This window comes from Mesorhizobium sp. WSM4307 (assembly GCF_007003945.1).
In the GTDB taxonomy this organism is placed as follows: domain Bacteria; phylum Pseudomonadota; class Alphaproteobacteria; order Rhizobiales; family Rhizobiaceae; genus Mesorhizobium.
This window is the reverse complement of record NZ_VFTB01000006.1, coordinates 386,785-401,332: the sequence shown is the minus strand read 5'-3', so window position 1 is coordinate 401,332 and position 14,548 is coordinate 386,785. Positions and strand designations below refer to the sequence as shown.

Here is a 14,548-nt window from a genome sequence, read left to right as displayed (position 1 = left end):
CACCATGAGCAAGACAATCCGCCTGACGATGGCGCAGGCGCTGACCCGCTTCCTGTCCCGCCAGATGACCGAGATCGACGGCAAGAAAACGCCGATCTTCGGTGGCGTCTGGGCGATCTTCGGCCACGGCAATGTCGCTGGCATAGGCGAAGCGCTCTACCAGGTGCGCGACGAATTGCCGACCTTCCGCGCTCACAACGAACAGGCGATGGCGCATGCGGCGATCGCCTATGCCAAGGCCAATTTCCGCAGCCGCTTCATGGCGGCGACCTCTTCGATCGGTCCCGGCGCGCTCAACATGGTGACGGCTGCCGCACTTGCGCATGTAAACAGGTTGCCTGTCCTGTTTTTGCCCGGCGACGTCTTCGCCAACCGCATTCCCGATCCGGTTCTGCAGCAGGCCGAGGATTTTTCCGACGGCACGGCGACGGTCAATGACTGCTTCCGTCCGGTCTCGCGCTATTTCGATCGCATCACCCGGCCCGAGCAGATCATCCCGGCGCTGAACCGCGCCATGCAGGTGCTCACCGATCCGGCCGATTGCGGTCCGGTGACGCTGTCGCTCTGCCAGGATGTGCAGGCCGAAGCCTATGACTATCCCGAGAGCTTCTTCGCCGAACGGGTCTGGCACCAGCGCCGGCCACGCCCGGACCGCCACGAGCTTGCCGCCGCTGTGGCGGCACTCAAGGGCGCCAAGAAGCCGCTGGTGATCGCCGGCGGCGGCGTTCTCTATTCGCAGGCCTCCGATGCGCTGGCCAAATTCGCCGAGGGCGCCGGTATTCCGGTCTGCGAGACACAAGGCGGCAAATCCTCGCTGCCGGACGATCATCCGCTCAACATGGCGGCGGTTGGCGTCACCGGCACCTCGGCGGCCAACCGGCTGGCTGAAGAAGCCGATGTCGTGCTCGCCATCGGCACGCGCCTGCAGGACTTCACCACCGGCTCATGGGCGCTGTTCAAGAATTCCGGCAAGACCATCATCGGGCTCAACGTCCAGCCTTTCGACGCCGGCAAGCACCGCGCCCTGCCACTGGTCGCCGATGCGGCCGAGGGGCTCGCAGAACTTGGCGCGGCGCTGACAGGCTGGAAGGCGCCTGCCGCCTGGACCGACAATGCGGCCAAGGGCAAGAAGGCCTGGCAGGCCGACGCGGCCAAGGTGACGGCGTCGACCAACGCCGCCTTCCCGTCCGACGCGCAAGTGATCGGCGCCGTGCAGCGCGCCATGGGCTCCGGCGTGACGCTGCTGCATGCCGCCGGCGGTCTGCCCGGCGAATTGCACAAGCTTTGGCAGGCCGGCGCGCCCGGCTCCTACCACGCCGAATACGGCTTCTCGACGATGGGCTACGAGATTGCCGGCGGGCTCGGCACCAAGATGGCGAAACCCGGCGAAGAGGTGGTCGTCATGATTGGCGACGGCTCCTATCTGATGCTGAATTCCGAGATCGCCACTTCGGTGATGCTCGGCCTCAAGCTGACTATCGTGCTGCTCGACAACCGAGGCTATGGCTGCATCAACCGGCTGCAGATGGCGACCGGCGGCGCCAACTTCAACAATCTCCTGAAGGATTCGCGCCACGAAATCCTGCCCGACATCGACTTCGCCGCGCATGCGGCGAGCATGGGCGCGATATCAGAGAAAGTGCCGTCGATCGCCGGCCTGGAAAACGCCCTGCAGAAGGCGAAGACGAACGACCGCACCACCGTGCTGGTCATCGACACCGACCCGCTGGTCTCCACCGACGCCGGCGGCCATTGGTGGGATGTGGCGGTGCCGGAAGTCTCCGCGCGGCCGCAGGTCAACGCGGCGCGCAAGGCCTATGACGAAAAGCGCCAGATGCAGAGCGTCGGCGACTGATGCAGCTACCCCCCTTCTTCCCGTCCCCATACGGGGAGAAGGTGCCGGCAGGCGGATGAGGGGCAGCGCCGGCGGCCCAAGAATGAACTGTTCTAAACCGGAGTGACGACTTGAAAGCCAAACTGGGCATGTCCCCCATCGCGTGGTGGAACGACGATCTTGCGGAACTGAGCGATGACGTGTCGCTGGAGGAGTGCCTGCGCCAGTCGCGCTCGGCCGGTTTCACCGGCATGGAGATGGGGCGGCGTTTTCCCAACGACCCTGCCGTCATGCTGCCGATCCTCAAGGCCGCCGACGTGACGCTGTGCGGCGGCTGGTTTTCCGGCACGCTGGTCGATGAGGAGATGAGCAGGAACAAGGATCGCATCCAGCCGATGATCGAGCTGTTCAAGGCGGTCAACGCGCCTTGCATCGTCTATGGCGAGGTCGGCCGCTCGATCCAGGGCGACCGCTCGAAGCCGCTGGCCACCAAGCCGAAACTTTCAGGCGACGAGATGAAGGCCTATGCAAGGCGCCTGACCGAATTCGGCGAATGGTGCGCCGAACAAGGCATGCCGCTGTCCTACCACCATCACATGGCGGCTGTGGTCGAGACCGAGCCGGAACTCGACGCCTTCATGCGCCATTCCGGCGAAGGCATTCCGCTGCTGCTCGATGCCGGCCACCTGGCCTTCGCCGGCGGCGATGTGCTGCGCGCCATCGACAACCACCACAAGCGCATCAGCCATGTGCATGTGAAGGATGTGCGCATGGCCGTGATCGACAAGCTCGACCGCACGAAACAGTCCTTCCTCGACGCCGTGGCGCTCGGCGCCTTCACCGTGCCGGGCGACGGCTCGCTCGACTTTGGCGCCATCGTGCAGCGCTTCGCCGACTATGGCTATGAAGGCTGGTTCGTGGTCGAGGCAGAGCAGGACCCGAAGAAGAACCCGCCGCTCAAGATGGCGCAGGTCGGCCACAAGGAGCTGATGCGGGTGATGACGGCGGCCGGCTACACGGTCGAAACCCAGGGTTTTCCGAATGCCTGACGCGACGGGTTCACGGCGAGGCAGGTTGCTGTAGATTGGCCCGATGAAAGATTCCGAGCACCCCTTCTTCCGCCCGTTGTGGCGGCGTGTCGCCGTCGTCGCGGTCTGCGTCATCTGGTCGATCATCGAGTTCGCCACCGGCACGCCATTCTGGGGCACCATCGCGCTCGGCTTCGCCGGCTATGCCGTCTGGCAGTTTTTTTATCTGTACAAGCCGGCCGACGAGAACAAGGCGACGGCCGAGTCCGAACCGAAGGAGTAACCCGATGTCCAAGCTGCTCGTCAAAGCCGACAAGGGCCATGGCCGCGTCGCCCATGTGACGCCGAAAAGCGCCGGCTGGACTTATGTCGGTTTCGACCTGCATCGGCTGCAACCCGGCGAAAGCGCCTCGGGAAAGACGGAAGACCGCGAAGTCTGCCTGGTCTACGTCACCGGCAAGGGCACAGCGAAAGCCGACGGCAAGGATCTCGGCCTGCTCGGCGAGCGCATGTCGCCCTTCGAGGGCAAGCCTTGGTCGGTCTATGTGCCGGAGGGATCGGACTGGTCGGTGACGGCTGACACGGATCTCGAACTCGCCGTCTGCTCGGCGCCCGGCCTTGGCGGCGGCCTGCCGGTTCGGGTGATCGGGCCGGACGATCTCGGCCAGGAGGTGCGCGGCAAGGGCACCAACACGCGCTACGTCACCAACATCCTGCCGGAAGGCAAGCCGGCCGATTCGCTGCTGGTGGTCGAGGTCATCACGCCCGGCGGCCACACGTCGAGCTATCCGCCGCACAAGCATGACCAGGACAATCTGCCCGCCGAATCCTATCTCGAGGAGACCTACTACCACCGCCTCAACCCGCCGCAGGGCTTTGCCTTCCAGCGCGTCTACACCGATGCCGACAAGGATGGCCATCGCGCGCTCGACGAAGCCATGGCGATCGAGGATGGCGATGTCGTGCTGGTGCCCAAGGGGTATCACCCCTGCGCCGCCTGCCATGGCTACGACCTCTATTACCTCAACGTCATGGCCGGACCGAGGCGGACGTGGAAATTCCACAATGCGCCCGAGCACGAATGGTTGATGAAGGCCTGACCGGTCCGAGATTCCTCCTGAACCTGTTGATCCAGCTCGGAAAAATCGTCGGCTAAGGACCTATTGGGGTGATTTGCCTTCGAAAACCCTGCAAAGCTTCGTCAATCTGTCATGGAAATCACTTATGGCAGCGGTCTGACGAGGATTTTTGATGCGTTATGCCATCTATTTCACCCCCCGGCAGGACGAACCGCTGGCGCGGATCGCCGCCAACTGGCTGGGCTGTGACCCGTTCGGCGCGGCGACAAGGCCGGTTGAGGCCGTGGCCGATTTGTCGGCGGCGGAAGTTGCCTTCCACACCGCCTCGGCCCGCCGCTATGGCTTCCACGCGACGCTGAAGGCACCCTTCCGCCTGGCCGCCAACGAGACCGAGGCTTCGCTGCGCGCGGGGCTCGACCAATTTGCCGAAGCGACGCCCGTCGTGACGATCCCACGTCTCGTCGTCAGCCAGATCGACAGCTTCTTCGCGCTGGTGCCGGAGGGGCCGCTGCCGCCGCTCAACCGTTTCGCCGATGAGGTGGTGCGCGATTTCGACCGGTTCCGCGCGCCGCTGACCGAGGCCGAGATCGAGCGGCGCAGCCCGGATTCGCTGAAGCCGGCCGAGTTCCGCAATCTCTGCCAATGGGGCTACCCCTATGTCTTCGAGACCTTCCGCTTCCACATGACGCTGTCGGGCCGCGCCGGGCCACAGGAAAGCCCTCGTTTGCGCGCAGCAATCGACAGCCTGTTCGCGGATGTGCTGCGGCAGCCGGTGCTGGTCGACGCGCTGACGCTGTTTGTCGAACCCGAACCGGGCGCGCCGTTCATGGTGCTTTCGCAGCACGCGCTGGGACGCCGCCCGGCAAGGAAAATCGCCTGAACACCCCTGCTCGAAGAACCAAAGGACTGCCCGAAATGACCGCCGAGACCGTTCTTTCCAACGCCCGCATCGTGCTTGCCGACGAGATCGTCGAGGGGTCGCTGGTGCTGCGTGACGGCTTTATCGCCGACATCGATGCCGGCAGCAGCCACACCAGCGGGAACATGGCCGGCGAGGACATGGGCGGCGACTATGTCATTCCCGGGCTGGTCGAGCTGCACACCGACCACCTGGAAGGCCATTACGCACCCCGGCCGAAGGTGCGCTGGAACCCGATCGCCGCGGTGCTTGCCCATGACGCGCAGGTGGCGACGGCCGGCATCACCACCGTGCTCGACGCCTTGCGCGTCGGCATGGACGAGGACGCCGACCTCACCTTGGCCGATATCCGCAAGCTGGCCGATGCCATCGAGGACAGCGTCGCGCAGGATCGTCTGCGGGCCGATCACTTCCTGCATCTGCGCTGCGAGGTTTCGGCGCCGGATTGCCTGCAGGCCTTCGCCAATTTCGACCGGGACGACCGGGTCAAGCTGGCTTCGCTGATGGATCATGCGCCCGGCCAGCGTCAGTTCGTCAATCTCGAAACCTATGCCTACTACTACCAGCGCAAGCTGAAGCTGACCGATCGCGACTTCCAATTGTTCTGCGAGAAGCGGATGGCGGAATCGGCGCGCTATTCGGCGCCGAACCGCGCGGTGATCGCGGCTGCCTGCCATGAGCGCGGCATCGTGCTCGCCAGCCATGACGACGCCACTTCGGGCCATGTCGACGAGGCGATCGAGCAGGGCGTGCGCGTTGCCGAGTTTCCGACCACCGAGGAAGCGGCGCGCGCTTCGAAGGCCGCGGGCCTGGGCGTTCTGATGGGTGCGCCGAACGTCATGCGCGGCGCCTCGCATTCGGGCAATGTCTCGGCGCGCACGCTGGCCGGCGACGGGCTGCTCGACATCTTGTCATCAGACTATATTCCCTTCAGCCTGATCCAGTCGGCCTTCTTCCTCGGCGACATGGTCGAAGGCATTTCGCTGCCGCAGGCGGTCGCCATGGTGTCGAAGAACCCGGCCGAGGCCGTTGGCCTGACCGACCGCGGCATCATCGAGCAAGGCCGCCGCGCCGACCTGGTGCGCGTGCGTGTGGATGACCATGTTCCAGTGGTGCGCACCGTCTGGCGGCAAGGGCGCCGGGTCGCATGATGGTGTCGGCCTTGATCGAGCGTGAATTGTCAGCTGAAACGTTCCCCGTTCGTCATGGCGTGTTTGTCGCGGTCGTGGGGCCAAGCGGCGCCGGCAAGGACACGGTGATCGGCTACGCCCGTGCCCTCTTCGCCGACGAGACCCGGCTGGAGTTCGTGCGCCGCGTCATCACCCGGCCGAGCGATGCGGCGAGCGAGGATCACGACACGCTGGCCGACGCCGCCTTCGTCGAGGCCGAGGCCGACGGCGCCTTCGCCATTTCCTGGGAAGCGCATGGCTTGCGCTACGGCCTGCCTGCCGATGTCGACTGGTCGGTCGCCAATGGCCATGTGGCGGTGGCGAACGTGTCGCGCGCGATCATTCCCACCTTGCGCGAGCGCTATGCCAATCTGGCCATTGTCGAGATCACTGCTTCGCCTGACGTGCTGGCCTCGCGGCTGGCCATGCGCGGCCGCGAGTCGCGCGGCGAAGTGCTGGCGCGCCTGGCGCGCAGCGCCAATGTGACCCTGACCGGCCCCGGCGTGACCACGATCGACAATAGCGGCCCGCGCGAAGTGGCCGGCGAGCGCTTCGCCGAGCTGCTGCTCAAGGCAATGGCCTTCTCCGACATGTCGGGCATGATCTGATTTAGGCGTGCGTCCCGCAGCCGCAGTATGCGCGGCTCGATTGGCCCCAAGCGCCGCCCATGGGCGTTCACTTGCTTTCCCGCGGCTTCCGGAGCGCTATGTGGTGCTGACCATAGAAGTGATTCCGGGCCACGCGTCCTGGAACACCCGCTCAGAGAACCCGTGGCGAACGAGACAGGACAGGAAGCTTTGATGCAGACGCTGACGCCCATCCTCCCGACGGTCACGGCGGCATTTCTCGCCTCCTTCGTCGAGGTCGTCGAAGCCTTCACCATCGTGCTTGCGGTCGGCGTGACGCGCAGCTGGCGCCCGGCGCTGACGGGCGCCGCCTTGGCGCTGGCGTTGCTGGCGGCGCTGGTGCTGGCATTCGGACCGCTGCTGGCGCTGGTGCCGATCACCACGCTGCAGTTCGTCGTCGGGGTGCTGCTGATCCTGTTCGGCATGCGTTGGCTGCGAAAGGCGATCCTGCGCAGCGTCGGCGTCATCGCGCTGCATGACGAGGACGCGGCCTTTTCCAAGGAGACCGCCGCCCTCACCCAGCAGGCCAATGACCGCCGCGCCGACCACCTCGCCGGCCTGGCCTCGTTCAAGGCGGTGCTGCTCGAGGGTGTCGAGGTGGTGTTCATCGTCATTGCCGTCGGCGCCGCCCATGGGCAGACGCTCTACGCCAGCCTGGGCGCGCTGGCAGCCTTCGTCCTGGTGATGCTTATCGGCCTGGCGGTGCACCGGCCGCTGGCGCGCGTGCCGGAGAATGCGCTGAAATTCGTGGTCGGGCTGATGCTGACCAGCTTCGGCATCTTCTGGACCGGCGAAGGCATCGGCGCCGACTGGCCGGGCGCCGATCTCGCTCTGCTCGCCATCTTCGCCATCGTCGCGCTGGCGTCCTTTGCCATGGTGCGCTGGCTGCGCGGCACCTATACTGTATCAGCCGGAGGGTTCGCCCGATGAGCGTCATCCGCCTTGTTGCCAGGGAATTCCTCGGCATGTTCGTCGATGACGGCAATCTGGCGCTGCTGGCACTGATGCTGGTGGCCGCCGTCGCGGCGGCGGTGAAGCTGCTGGCCCTGCCGCCGCTGCTCGGCGGCGCGCTGCTGCTGGTCGGCTGCCTCGCCATCCTGCTGCAAAGCGTTCGCCGCGCGGCACGTGCGGTCAAACGATAAAGACGGCACGCATGGCCACTACTTCAGACATCGTTTCGATAGCGAAACGATGTTCGAGGTACACTGGCTATCCCTTGAACGCCGGCAGGGTCAGGCCCTTGACGCCGACATCGAGCGCGAACAATCCGCCCGGATTCTTCTGGCGGACGAAGTGGCTTGCCGGGCGCCTGAGCACGGCCGAGGTGACATAGAGGATGTCGAGATCCTTGCCGCCGAATTCGCAGCACGTCGGCAGGTCGGTCGGCAGAACCACGGTCTGCATCAATTCGCCATCAGGATCGTATCGGCAGACCTTGCTGGTCACCGGGATGGTCACCCAGTAGCAGCCCTCGGCATCGACGGTGGCGCCGTCGGCGACGCCGCCGGTCATCGTCATGTCGATGAACGTTCGGCGATTCTCGATATCGCCGGTGGCGGCATCGAAATCATAGGCCCACACCGCGCCGGCATGGCTGTCGGAGAAATACATGGTCTTGGAATCCGGGCTCCAGGCGAGCCCGTTGGAGCAGCCGATGCCGTCGATCATCTTGTGCACCGACAGATCAGGATCGAGCCGGTAGAGCGCGCCGATGAATTCGATCGGCTGACCCGGCACCTCGAACATCGAACCCGACCAGAAGCGGCCCTGGCGATCCGGCTTGCCATCGTTGAAACGGGTATTCGGCATATGCGATTCCGGGTCGACGATCGCCGCGAACGTGCCGGTCGCCGGGTCGAAGAAGTGAAAGCCATTGGCCATGGTCAGCACAAGGCCGCCTTTCTCGCGCAGGCCGAGGCAGCCGAGATATTCCGGTGTCTCGAAGGTCTCGTCCTTGCCGGTCGCTGGGTCGTAGCGATGGATCAGCTTCTTCCAGATGTCGATCCACCACAGCACGCCGGCCTTGGGATCCCAGAGCGTGCCTTCGCCGAGTTCGGCCCTGGCATCGACGACGCAAGTGATTTCGACCATGGTCAGCCCTCTTTTCTCCGCAGCCTGCCGCCGAGGCCGGCGAAGGTCTCGCTGCCGATCGAGACCGTGAGCAGGATCACCGCGCCGTAGACGATGAGCAGCGCGCCGCTCGACAGGTTCAGCGCCGGCAAAAGACCAGTGAGGATGGTGAGCACCATGGCGCCGGCGACGGTGCCCAGATAATGGCCGCTGCCGCCGAGGATGGAGGCGCCGCCGATGGCCACCGCCGCGATCGAGGTGAACAGATAGGCGTCGCCCATGCCGAGATAGGCCTGGCCGGAATAGCCGGTCAAGAGCATGCCGGCGAAAGCGGCTGTGAGGCCCGAGATGACATAGGTGAGGATGGTGGTGCGCGCGGTCGGCACGCCGGAGAATTCGGCGACCGTGGCGCTGGTGCCGAGCGCGTAGAGATGGCGGCCGAACGCCGCCTTGGAGAGCAGCAGCGTCGCCACCAGCGTCAGCGCCAGCCAGATCAGCGCGATGACCGGAAAACCACTGAGCCGCCCCACCGACAGGAACTGGATCAGGGCCGGCGCCGATGGCGTGGGCGAACCGCCGGTCAGCACCAGGATCAGGCCTTGCAGGATCACGTTCGTGGCCAGCGTCATGATGATCGGCGGCACGCCGAACTGGGCAACGCCGATGCCGTTGATGAGGCCGATGAAGGCGCCGCCGGCAAGCAGCAGCGGCATGACCCAGACCAGCGGCAGATCCTGCCCGCCGCACAGCAGCGCCATGATGATTGCGGCCGAATTCAGCACCCAGGGCACCGACAGGTCGATGCCGCCGCCGATGATGACGAAGGTCTGGCCGAGCGCGACGATGCCGACGAAGGCGGCCAGCACGACGGTGGAGCGCATGTTGGAGACCGACAGGAATCCCGGCGAGAACAGCGCCGTGACCAGGAGCAGCGCCAGCATGCCGGCATAGGCGAGCACGATGAGGCGGTTGCGGGCGAGGAAAGCGCTCATTGGGCACGGTTCCTTGCAGCTTTCTCGGCGACGGAACTGGCCAGCACCGAGAGCAGCAGGATGACGCCGGAGGCGACCGGCTGCCAATAGCTCGACACATGCAGGACGAAGACCAGATTGCCGATCAGGGTGAGCACGAAGGCGCCGATCAGCGTGCCGGCGAGATGGCCGCGTCCGCCGAACAGGCTGACGCCGCCGATGACCGCCGCCGCCACAGAGGGAAGGATATAATCCTTGCCGATGGTGGGCGAACCGGCGCCGGTCTGCGTCACCAGGAACAGCGCCGCACCGGCCGCGAACAGGCCGGACAGGCCGTAGGTGACGAGGTTGACCCTTGCGATCGAGACGCCGGACAGGAAGGCCGACTTTTCGTTGGAGCCGGTCGCCTGGATGGCGATGCCGACCCGCGTCGCCCGGAACCACCACCAGAATAACAGCAGCGCCAGCAGCATCCAGACAGGGTTGGTCAGGCCGAGGAGCTGTGCGGAAGCGAAGCCGACCCACCATGAGGGAATGCTGCCGCCATCGGTCGGCAGGATAATCATGGCGATGCCGTTGAGGATCGACCAGGTGGCGAGCGTGACCAGGAAAGGCTGCAGCTTGAGCAGCGAGATCAGCAGGCCGTTGAGTGCGCCGATCAGGAAACCGAGCGCCAGGATGATCAGCGCCCAAAGTGCCGTGGTCGACGCATCGTCGGTAAAGCGCGTCGCGGCGATCACCGTGCCGAGGCTGATCATGCCGCCGATCGACAGGTCGATGCCGCCGCGCAGCAGCACGATGGTCTGCCCGGTCGCCGCCAGCATCAGCGTCATCGCCGCCGCCGTGTCGAGGTTGAGCTCGTCCAGCGAGAAAACGCCGGATTGCAGGCTGCCATAGATGCCGACAATCAAGGCCAGCATCAGGCAGGCGACCAGGAACGGCGCCCGGTCGAGCAAGCGGCCGCGCCAGTCGATGGCCGGCTTGGTGGGATTCGTCCCGGCCGGCTTCTGCGCCATCTCCACAGTCTGCTGCACGGACATCACCATGATTCAGGCCGCCCTGGTTTCAAGCATGGCGGCGCGCAGGATTTCCTCCTCCGAAATGTGAACCCCCTCCAGCGTCGCGGCAATGCGGCCGTTGCGCATCACCAGCACGCGGTCGGCGACATGGACGAGTTCCGGCATGTCGCTGGAATGGAACAGGATCGCATAGCCCTTGGCGGCGAGGTCGCGCATCAGCTGGAAGATCTCGCCCTTGGTGCCGACATCGACGCCGCGCGTCGGATCGTAGAGCAACAGCACGCGCGCCTGCGTCAAAAGCATCTTGCCGAAGATGACTTTCTGCTGGTTGCCTCCAGACAGGGTGCCGGCAAGTTGTTCCGGCGTGCCGGCCTTGATACGCAGGAAATCGACCATTTCCTTGACGAGCGCTGCTTCCTTTTGCCGGCTGAGCAAGCCGTTTTCGGTGAAGCGCTTGATGACCGACAGCGTCAAATTCTCGCGCACGCTCTTGGTCAAAAGCAGGCCCTGGCCGCGCCGGTCCTCCGGCACCAGCGCGATGCCGTCCTTGCCGGTCAGCGCCTGGCGCGGATTGCCGATCGAGGCCGGCTTGCCCCACAGTTCGATCGAGCCGCTCGCCTTGGTGGCGCCGAACAGCGCCTGAAACAGTTCGCGCTGGCCATGACCTTGCAAACCGCCAACGCCGAGCACCTCGCCCTCGCGCAGCGCGAAGTCGACGCCGGAAAGCCGGCTGCCGCTCGAAAACCCCTTTACCCCGAGAGCGATGCGATCGGTCGCGGTGGACACACGCTCGGGATAGAGCCGGTCGAGATGGCGGCCGATCATCTGGGTGACGATCTCATTGTCGGACACGGCATCGGCCTCATGCGCGGCGACGGTGCTGCCATTGCGGAAGATGGTCAGCCGGTCGGCGATGGCGCGCACTTCGGCCATGCGGTGCGAGATGAAGATCACCAACCTGCCCTCGGCGGCGAGCTGCCGGGTAAGGTTCAGCAGCCATTCGGCTTCCCGTGCCGGCAGCGCCGAGGTCGCCTCGTCGAGGATCAGGATACGCGGGTCCTTGGCCAGGCCCTTGGCGATTTCGACGATCTGCCGCTCGGCCAGGGTCAGCCGCCGCAACTCCTGATCCGGGCGAAGCGCCGGAAAGTTGTATTTTTCCAGCAGCGCCAGCGTCTTGCGGCGCATCTCCGTGCGATTGACGGTGCCAAGCCACGTGCGCGGCTCATGGCGAAACCAGATGTTCTGTTCGACGCTGAGATCAGGGATCAGCGACAATTCCTGGAAGACGGCGGCGATGCCGCGTGCCTGCGCCGCATCCGGATTTGCCGGGCGATAATCCTGGCCATCAACCAGGATCGAGCCGCCATCATGCTGCACGGCGCCCGACAGGATCTGGATGAAGGTGCTCTTGCCCGCACCGTTCTCGCCAAGCAGGGCATGCACCTCGCCGGCGCGGGCGCTGAACGTCGCCTCGCTCAGCGCGACAATGCCGCCATAGCGTTTGGACAGGCCGTTGACAGTGACAAGGTCCATGCATGCGCCTTCGAAAAGTTCTCCCGACATCTTGCGATGCCGGGAGACAGGGTCGTGGTCACGGATGTTACTTGCTGCCGGCGGCTTCCGCAGCGGTGATCTCGACCCAATCGGGCGTGATCGGCAGCGTCAGGCCGGGCGCCTGGTCCGGGAAGGCATTTTCGCCAATGGCGATCTTGATCATCTTGGTGCCCGGATAGAGCTTGGACTCGAAGGGATCGGTAGTGACGAAATCGCCCTTGACCGAGACGGAACGCTCGGCCGGCTTCTTGCCGGTGTCGAGAATGTCGACCGCCAGCTTGATCGCTTCCGAAGAGAGATAGGCCGGGTTGGATCCCAGGATGCACTTGGCGCCTTGCGTCTGCGCGCAGGTGACGGCGGCGACATTGTAGGAGAAGCCGACGACCGGGACGATCGGCCGGCCGGCATCCTTCAGCGCCTGGATGGCGCCCGAGCCATAGCCTTGCGTCATGATGCCGTCGATCTTCGGATTGGCGGCAAGCAGTGCCGCGACACCCGACTGTTCCGGTCCGAGGGCATAGTTGCCGTTGTAGTAGCCGACGACCTTGATGTCGGGATATTTGGCCAACACCTTCTCATAGCCCCCCTGCAGCTGCGCCGAGATCGGCGCGCCGGCGAGGCCGCGGTCGAGGATGATGTTGCCCTTGCCGCCGAGCTGCGTGGCCATCCACTCGGCCATGACGGAGGGGATGCGGTCCCAGTCTGAAGCAACGGCATAAGCGCAGGGTTCGGTCACCACCTGGTCGAAGGAGATGACGACGATGCCAGCGTCGCAGGCTTTCTTGATGGTCGGGTTCAAGGCCGAGTCCGAACCGGCATCGACGAGGATGGCGTCCGGCTTCTGGCGGATGATGTTGTTCAGCGAGTTGATCTGCGCCTGGACGGTGTTCTCGACATTCTCGATCTTGAGGTCGACACGGCCCTTCAGCGGTCCCTTGTTGACCGAGACGGTGGCGACGCGCTCCATCTGCTGGCGCCAGTCATTGCCGACGAAATTGTTCGAGAGATAGATGGTGTAGGGCTTCTGGTCCTCGGCGTGGCCAGTCTGCATGCCGGCAGCCATCATGGTGGCGGCAAAAGCTGCTAGGCCGATGTTACGGCTCAATGATTTCATGATTTTCTCCTCCCGTTTTTCGTTTCGCGCCTGATGTGGCGCATCGCAATCACCAAATCAGGTTCCCGAGGCCTCCTTGGGGGTGATCTCCACCCAGCTCGGCGACACCGGCAGGGAAAGCCCTGGCGCGAGATCCGGAAATACGGTCTTGCCGAGCTCGATCTTCACCGCCGAGGAATTCGGCGCGTATTTCGCGTCGACCATATCCGTGGTCAGGCCGGGTGAATTGAACAGCACGGTGGTGTCGGCGGGCTTCTTGCCGGTGTCCAATATGTCGACCGCGAGCTTGATCGCTTCGGCCGACAGCGACGGCGGATTGGCGCCTAGCCAGCATTTGGCGCCCTTGGTCTCGGCGCAGGTGACACCGGTGCCGTTGAAGGCGGCGGCGACGATCGGCACCATCGGCCGGTCGGCATTCTGCAGCGCCTTGATGGCGCCGGTGCCGTAGCCCTGCGAGAAGATGCCGTCGACTTCCGGATGCGCGGCAAGCAGGCTGGCCACGCCTTCCTGCTCGGGCCCGGCGGCATAATTGCCGTTGAAATAGCCGACGATCTCGATGCCGGGATATTTCTTCAGCACGGCACCAAAGTTCTTCTCGAACTGTTCCGAGATCGGCGCGCCGGCGAGGCCGCGATCCATGAAAACCTTGCCCTTGCCGCCAAGGATGGAGGCCATCCATTCGGCCTGGTTGTTGGCCATGATGTCGAAGTCGGAATGCAGCTTGTAGGCGCATTCGGCCGACACGGTCTGGTCGAAGCTGACGACGATGATGCCGGCGTCGCAGGCCTTCTTGATGGTGGGATTGAGCGCCTCGGCCGACGACGCATCGATGAGGATGGCAGCCGGCTTCTGACGGATGATGTTGTTCAGCGAATTGATCTGAGCCTGAACGGTGTTCTCGGCATTTTCGATCTTGAGGTCGACGCGGCCCTTCAGCGGCCCCTTGTTGACGGCGACATTGGCGACGCGTTCCATCTGCTGGCGCCAGTCATTGCCGACGAAATTGTTCGAGAGATAGATGGAGTACGGTTTCGGGGTCGATGTATGGCCCGGCATCGCAGCCATCGACGCCGCGAACCCGGCAAGCGCCACGAAGCAGGCGCTCAAGCTCCTTAGTCTCATGGTCTTCCTCCCTGTATTTCCTGCCCAGCCGGTGATGGACTGC

15 protein-coding genes are annotated in these 14,548 nt (G+C 64.8%); 9 read left to right on the top strand and 6 right to left on the bottom strand.

Annotated elements, in window-relative coordinates:
- Positions 1 to 4: 4 nt before the first annotated feature.
- The 9 genes from iolD to FJV83_RS17190 all read left to right on the top strand — a co-directional run bounded on the left by iolD (position 5) and on the right by FJV83_RS17190 (position 7,797).
- On the top strand, positions 5 to 1,855 hold the full coding sequence (gene iolD / locus FJV83_RS17230) for a 3D-(3,5/4)-trihydroxycyclohexane-1,2-dione acylhydrolase (decyclizing) (RefSeq protein WP_142886776.1): 1,851 nt from the start codon (positions 5 to 7) through the stop codon (positions 1,853 to 1,855).
- Between the two features lie 110 nt (positions 1,856 to 1,965).
- Positions 1,966 to 2,883, top strand: coding sequence for a myo-inosose-2 dehydratase (iolE, locus tag FJV83_RS17225; RefSeq protein ID WP_142886777.1), 918 nt, complete (start codon positions 1,966 to 1,968; stop codon positions 2,881 to 2,883).
- A gap of 43 nt (positions 2,884 to 2,926) precedes the next feature.
- Entirely contained in the window at positions 2,927 to 3,145 is a 219-nt protein-coding gene (locus FJV83_RS17220; protein WP_010912852.1) for a hypothetical protein, read from the top strand.
- Between the two features lie 4 nt (positions 3,146 to 3,149).
- Positions 3,150 to 3,962 carry a 5-deoxy-glucuronate isomerase gene (iolB, locus tag FJV83_RS17215; protein ID WP_095773131.1) on the top strand — a complete coding sequence of 271 codons (813 nt, stop codon included), beginning with the start codon at positions 3,150 to 3,152 and terminating at the stop codon, positions 3,960 to 3,962.
- 151 nt (positions 3,963 to 4,113) lie between these two features.
- Complete coding sequence (locus FJV83_RS17210; protein ID WP_142886778.1) at positions 4,114 to 4,821, top strand: DUF1045 domain-containing protein; 708 nt, start codon at positions 4,114 to 4,116, stop codon at positions 4,819 to 4,821.
- A gap of 35 nt (positions 4,822 to 4,856) precedes the next feature.
- A complete protein-coding gene (locus FJV83_RS17205; RefSeq protein ID WP_095773133.1) occupies positions 4,857 to 6,011 on the top strand; it encodes an alpha-D-ribose 1-methylphosphonate 5-triphosphate diphosphatase in 1,155 nt (384 codons plus the stop codon).
- Positions 6,008 to 6,637, top strand: coding sequence for a phosphonate metabolism protein/1,5-bisphosphokinase (PRPP-forming) PhnN (phnN, locus tag FJV83_RS17200; protein WP_185973445.1), 630 nt, complete (start codon positions 6,008 to 6,010; stop codon positions 6,635 to 6,637). The genes FJV83_RS17205 and phnN overlap by 4 nt, the downstream gene beginning before the upstream one ends.
- A gap of 192 nt (positions 6,638 to 6,829) precedes the next feature.
- A complete protein-coding gene (locus FJV83_RS17195; protein WP_095773134.1) occupies positions 6,830 to 7,585 on the top strand; it encodes a COG4280 domain-containing protein in 756 nt (251 codons plus the stop codon).
- Entirely contained in the window at positions 7,582 to 7,797 is a 216-nt protein-coding gene (locus tag FJV83_RS17190) for a hypothetical protein (RefSeq protein ID WP_095773135.1), read from the top strand. Before FJV83_RS17195 ends, FJV83_RS17190 begins: the two co-directional genes overlap by 4 nt.
- Positions 7,798 to 7,864: 67 nt before the next feature.
- On the opposite strand, the gene FJV83_RS17185 is transcribed toward FJV83_RS17190, so the two are convergent.
- From FJV83_RS17185 to FJV83_RS17160, 6 genes are all read right to left on the bottom strand, one after another.
- The gene (locus FJV83_RS17185) at positions 7,865 to 8,746 is read right to left on the bottom strand and encodes an SMP-30/gluconolactonase/LRE family protein (RefSeq protein ID WP_095773136.1); all 882 of its coding nucleotides are present in this window, start codon (positions 8,744 to 8,746) and stop codon (positions 7,865 to 7,867) included.
- Between the two features lie 2 nt (positions 8,747 to 8,748).
- Positions 8,749 to 9,717 carry an ABC transporter permease gene (locus FJV83_RS17180; RefSeq protein WP_095773137.1) on the bottom strand — a complete coding sequence of 323 codons (969 nt, stop codon included), beginning with the start codon at positions 9,715 to 9,717 and terminating at the stop codon, positions 8,749 to 8,751.
- Positions 9,714 to 10,742: an ABC transporter permease gene (locus tag FJV83_RS17175; protein ID WP_142886779.1), complete on the bottom strand. Its 1,029-nt coding sequence runs from the start codon at positions 10,740 to 10,742 to the stop codon at positions 9,714 to 9,716. The genes FJV83_RS17180 and FJV83_RS17175 overlap by 4 nt, the downstream gene beginning before the upstream one ends.
- Positions 10,743 to 10,745: 3 nt before the next feature.
- A complete protein-coding gene (locus tag FJV83_RS17170) occupies positions 10,746 to 12,248 on the bottom strand; it encodes a sugar ABC transporter ATP-binding protein (RefSeq protein WP_246691879.1) in 1,503 nt (500 codons plus the stop codon).
- A gap of 67 nt (positions 12,249 to 12,315) precedes the next feature.
- Positions 12,316 to 13,383, bottom strand: a complete 1,068-nt coding sequence (locus tag FJV83_RS17165) for a substrate-binding domain-containing protein (RefSeq protein WP_142886781.1) — start codon at positions 13,381 to 13,383, stop codon at positions 12,316 to 12,318.
- Between the two features lie 57 nt (positions 13,384 to 13,440).
- Positions 13,441 to 14,505: a substrate-binding domain-containing protein gene (locus tag FJV83_RS17160; RefSeq protein ID WP_246691878.1), complete on the bottom strand. Its 1,065-nt coding sequence runs from the start codon at positions 14,503 to 14,505 to the stop codon at positions 13,441 to 13,443.
- Between the last annotated feature and the right edge of the window lie 43 nt (positions 14,506 to 14,548).

Bases quoted from the DNA above. Each gene is read 5' to 3' on its own strand.
- iolB (WP_095773131.1), top strand. From the start codon at position 3,150: ATGTCCAAGCTGCTCGTCAAAGCCGACAAGGGCCATGGCCGCGTCGCC.
- FJV83_RS17195 (WP_095773134.1), top strand. From the start codon at position 6,830: ATGCAGACGCTGACGCCCATCCTCCCGACGGTCACGGCGGCATTTCTC.
- phnN (WP_185973445.1), top strand. From the start codon at position 6,008: ATGATGGTGTCGGCCTTGATCGAGCGTGAATTGTCAGCTGAAACGTTC.
- FJV83_RS17160 (WP_246691878.1), bottom strand. From the start codon at position 14,505: ATGAGACTAAGGAGCTTGAGCGCCTGCTTCGTGGCGCTTGCCGGGTTC.
- FJV83_RS17180 (WP_095773137.1), bottom strand. From the start codon at position 9,717: ATGAGCGCTTTCCTCGCCCGCAACCGCCTCATCGTGCTCGCCTATGCC.
- FJV83_RS17220 (WP_010912852.1), top strand. From the start codon at position 2,927: ATGAAAGATTCCGAGCACCCCTTCTTCCGCCCGTTGTGGCGGCGTGTC.
- FJV83_RS17205 (WP_095773133.1), top strand. From the start codon at position 4,857: ATGACCGCCGAGACCGTTCTTTCCAACGCCCGCATCGTGCTTGCCGAC.
- FJV83_RS17170 (WP_246691879.1), bottom strand. From the start codon at position 12,248: ATGGACCTTGTCACTGTCAACGGCCTGTCCAAACGCTATGGCGGCATT.
- FJV83_RS17165 (WP_142886781.1), bottom strand. From the start codon at position 13,383: ATGAAATCATTGAGCCGTAACATCGGCCTAGCAGCTTTTGCCGCCACC.
- FJV83_RS17190 (WP_095773135.1), top strand. From the start codon at position 7,582: ATGAGCGTCATCCGCCTTGTTGCCAGGGAATTCCTCGGCATGTTCGTC.
- iolD (WP_142886776.1), top strand. From the start codon at position 5: ATGAGCAAGACAATCCGCCTGACGATGGCGCAGGCGCTGACCCGCTTC.
- FJV83_RS17185 (WP_095773136.1), bottom strand. From the start codon at position 8,746: ATGGTCGAAATCACTTGCGTCGTCGATGCCAGGGCCGAACTCGGCGAA.
- FJV83_RS17210 (WP_142886778.1), top strand. From the start codon at position 4,114: ATGCGTTATGCCATCTATTTCACCCCCCGGCAGGACGAACCGCTGGCG.
- FJV83_RS17175 (WP_142886779.1), bottom strand. From the start codon at position 10,742: ATGGTGATGTCCGTGCAGCAGACTGTGGAGATGGCGCAGAAGCCGGCC.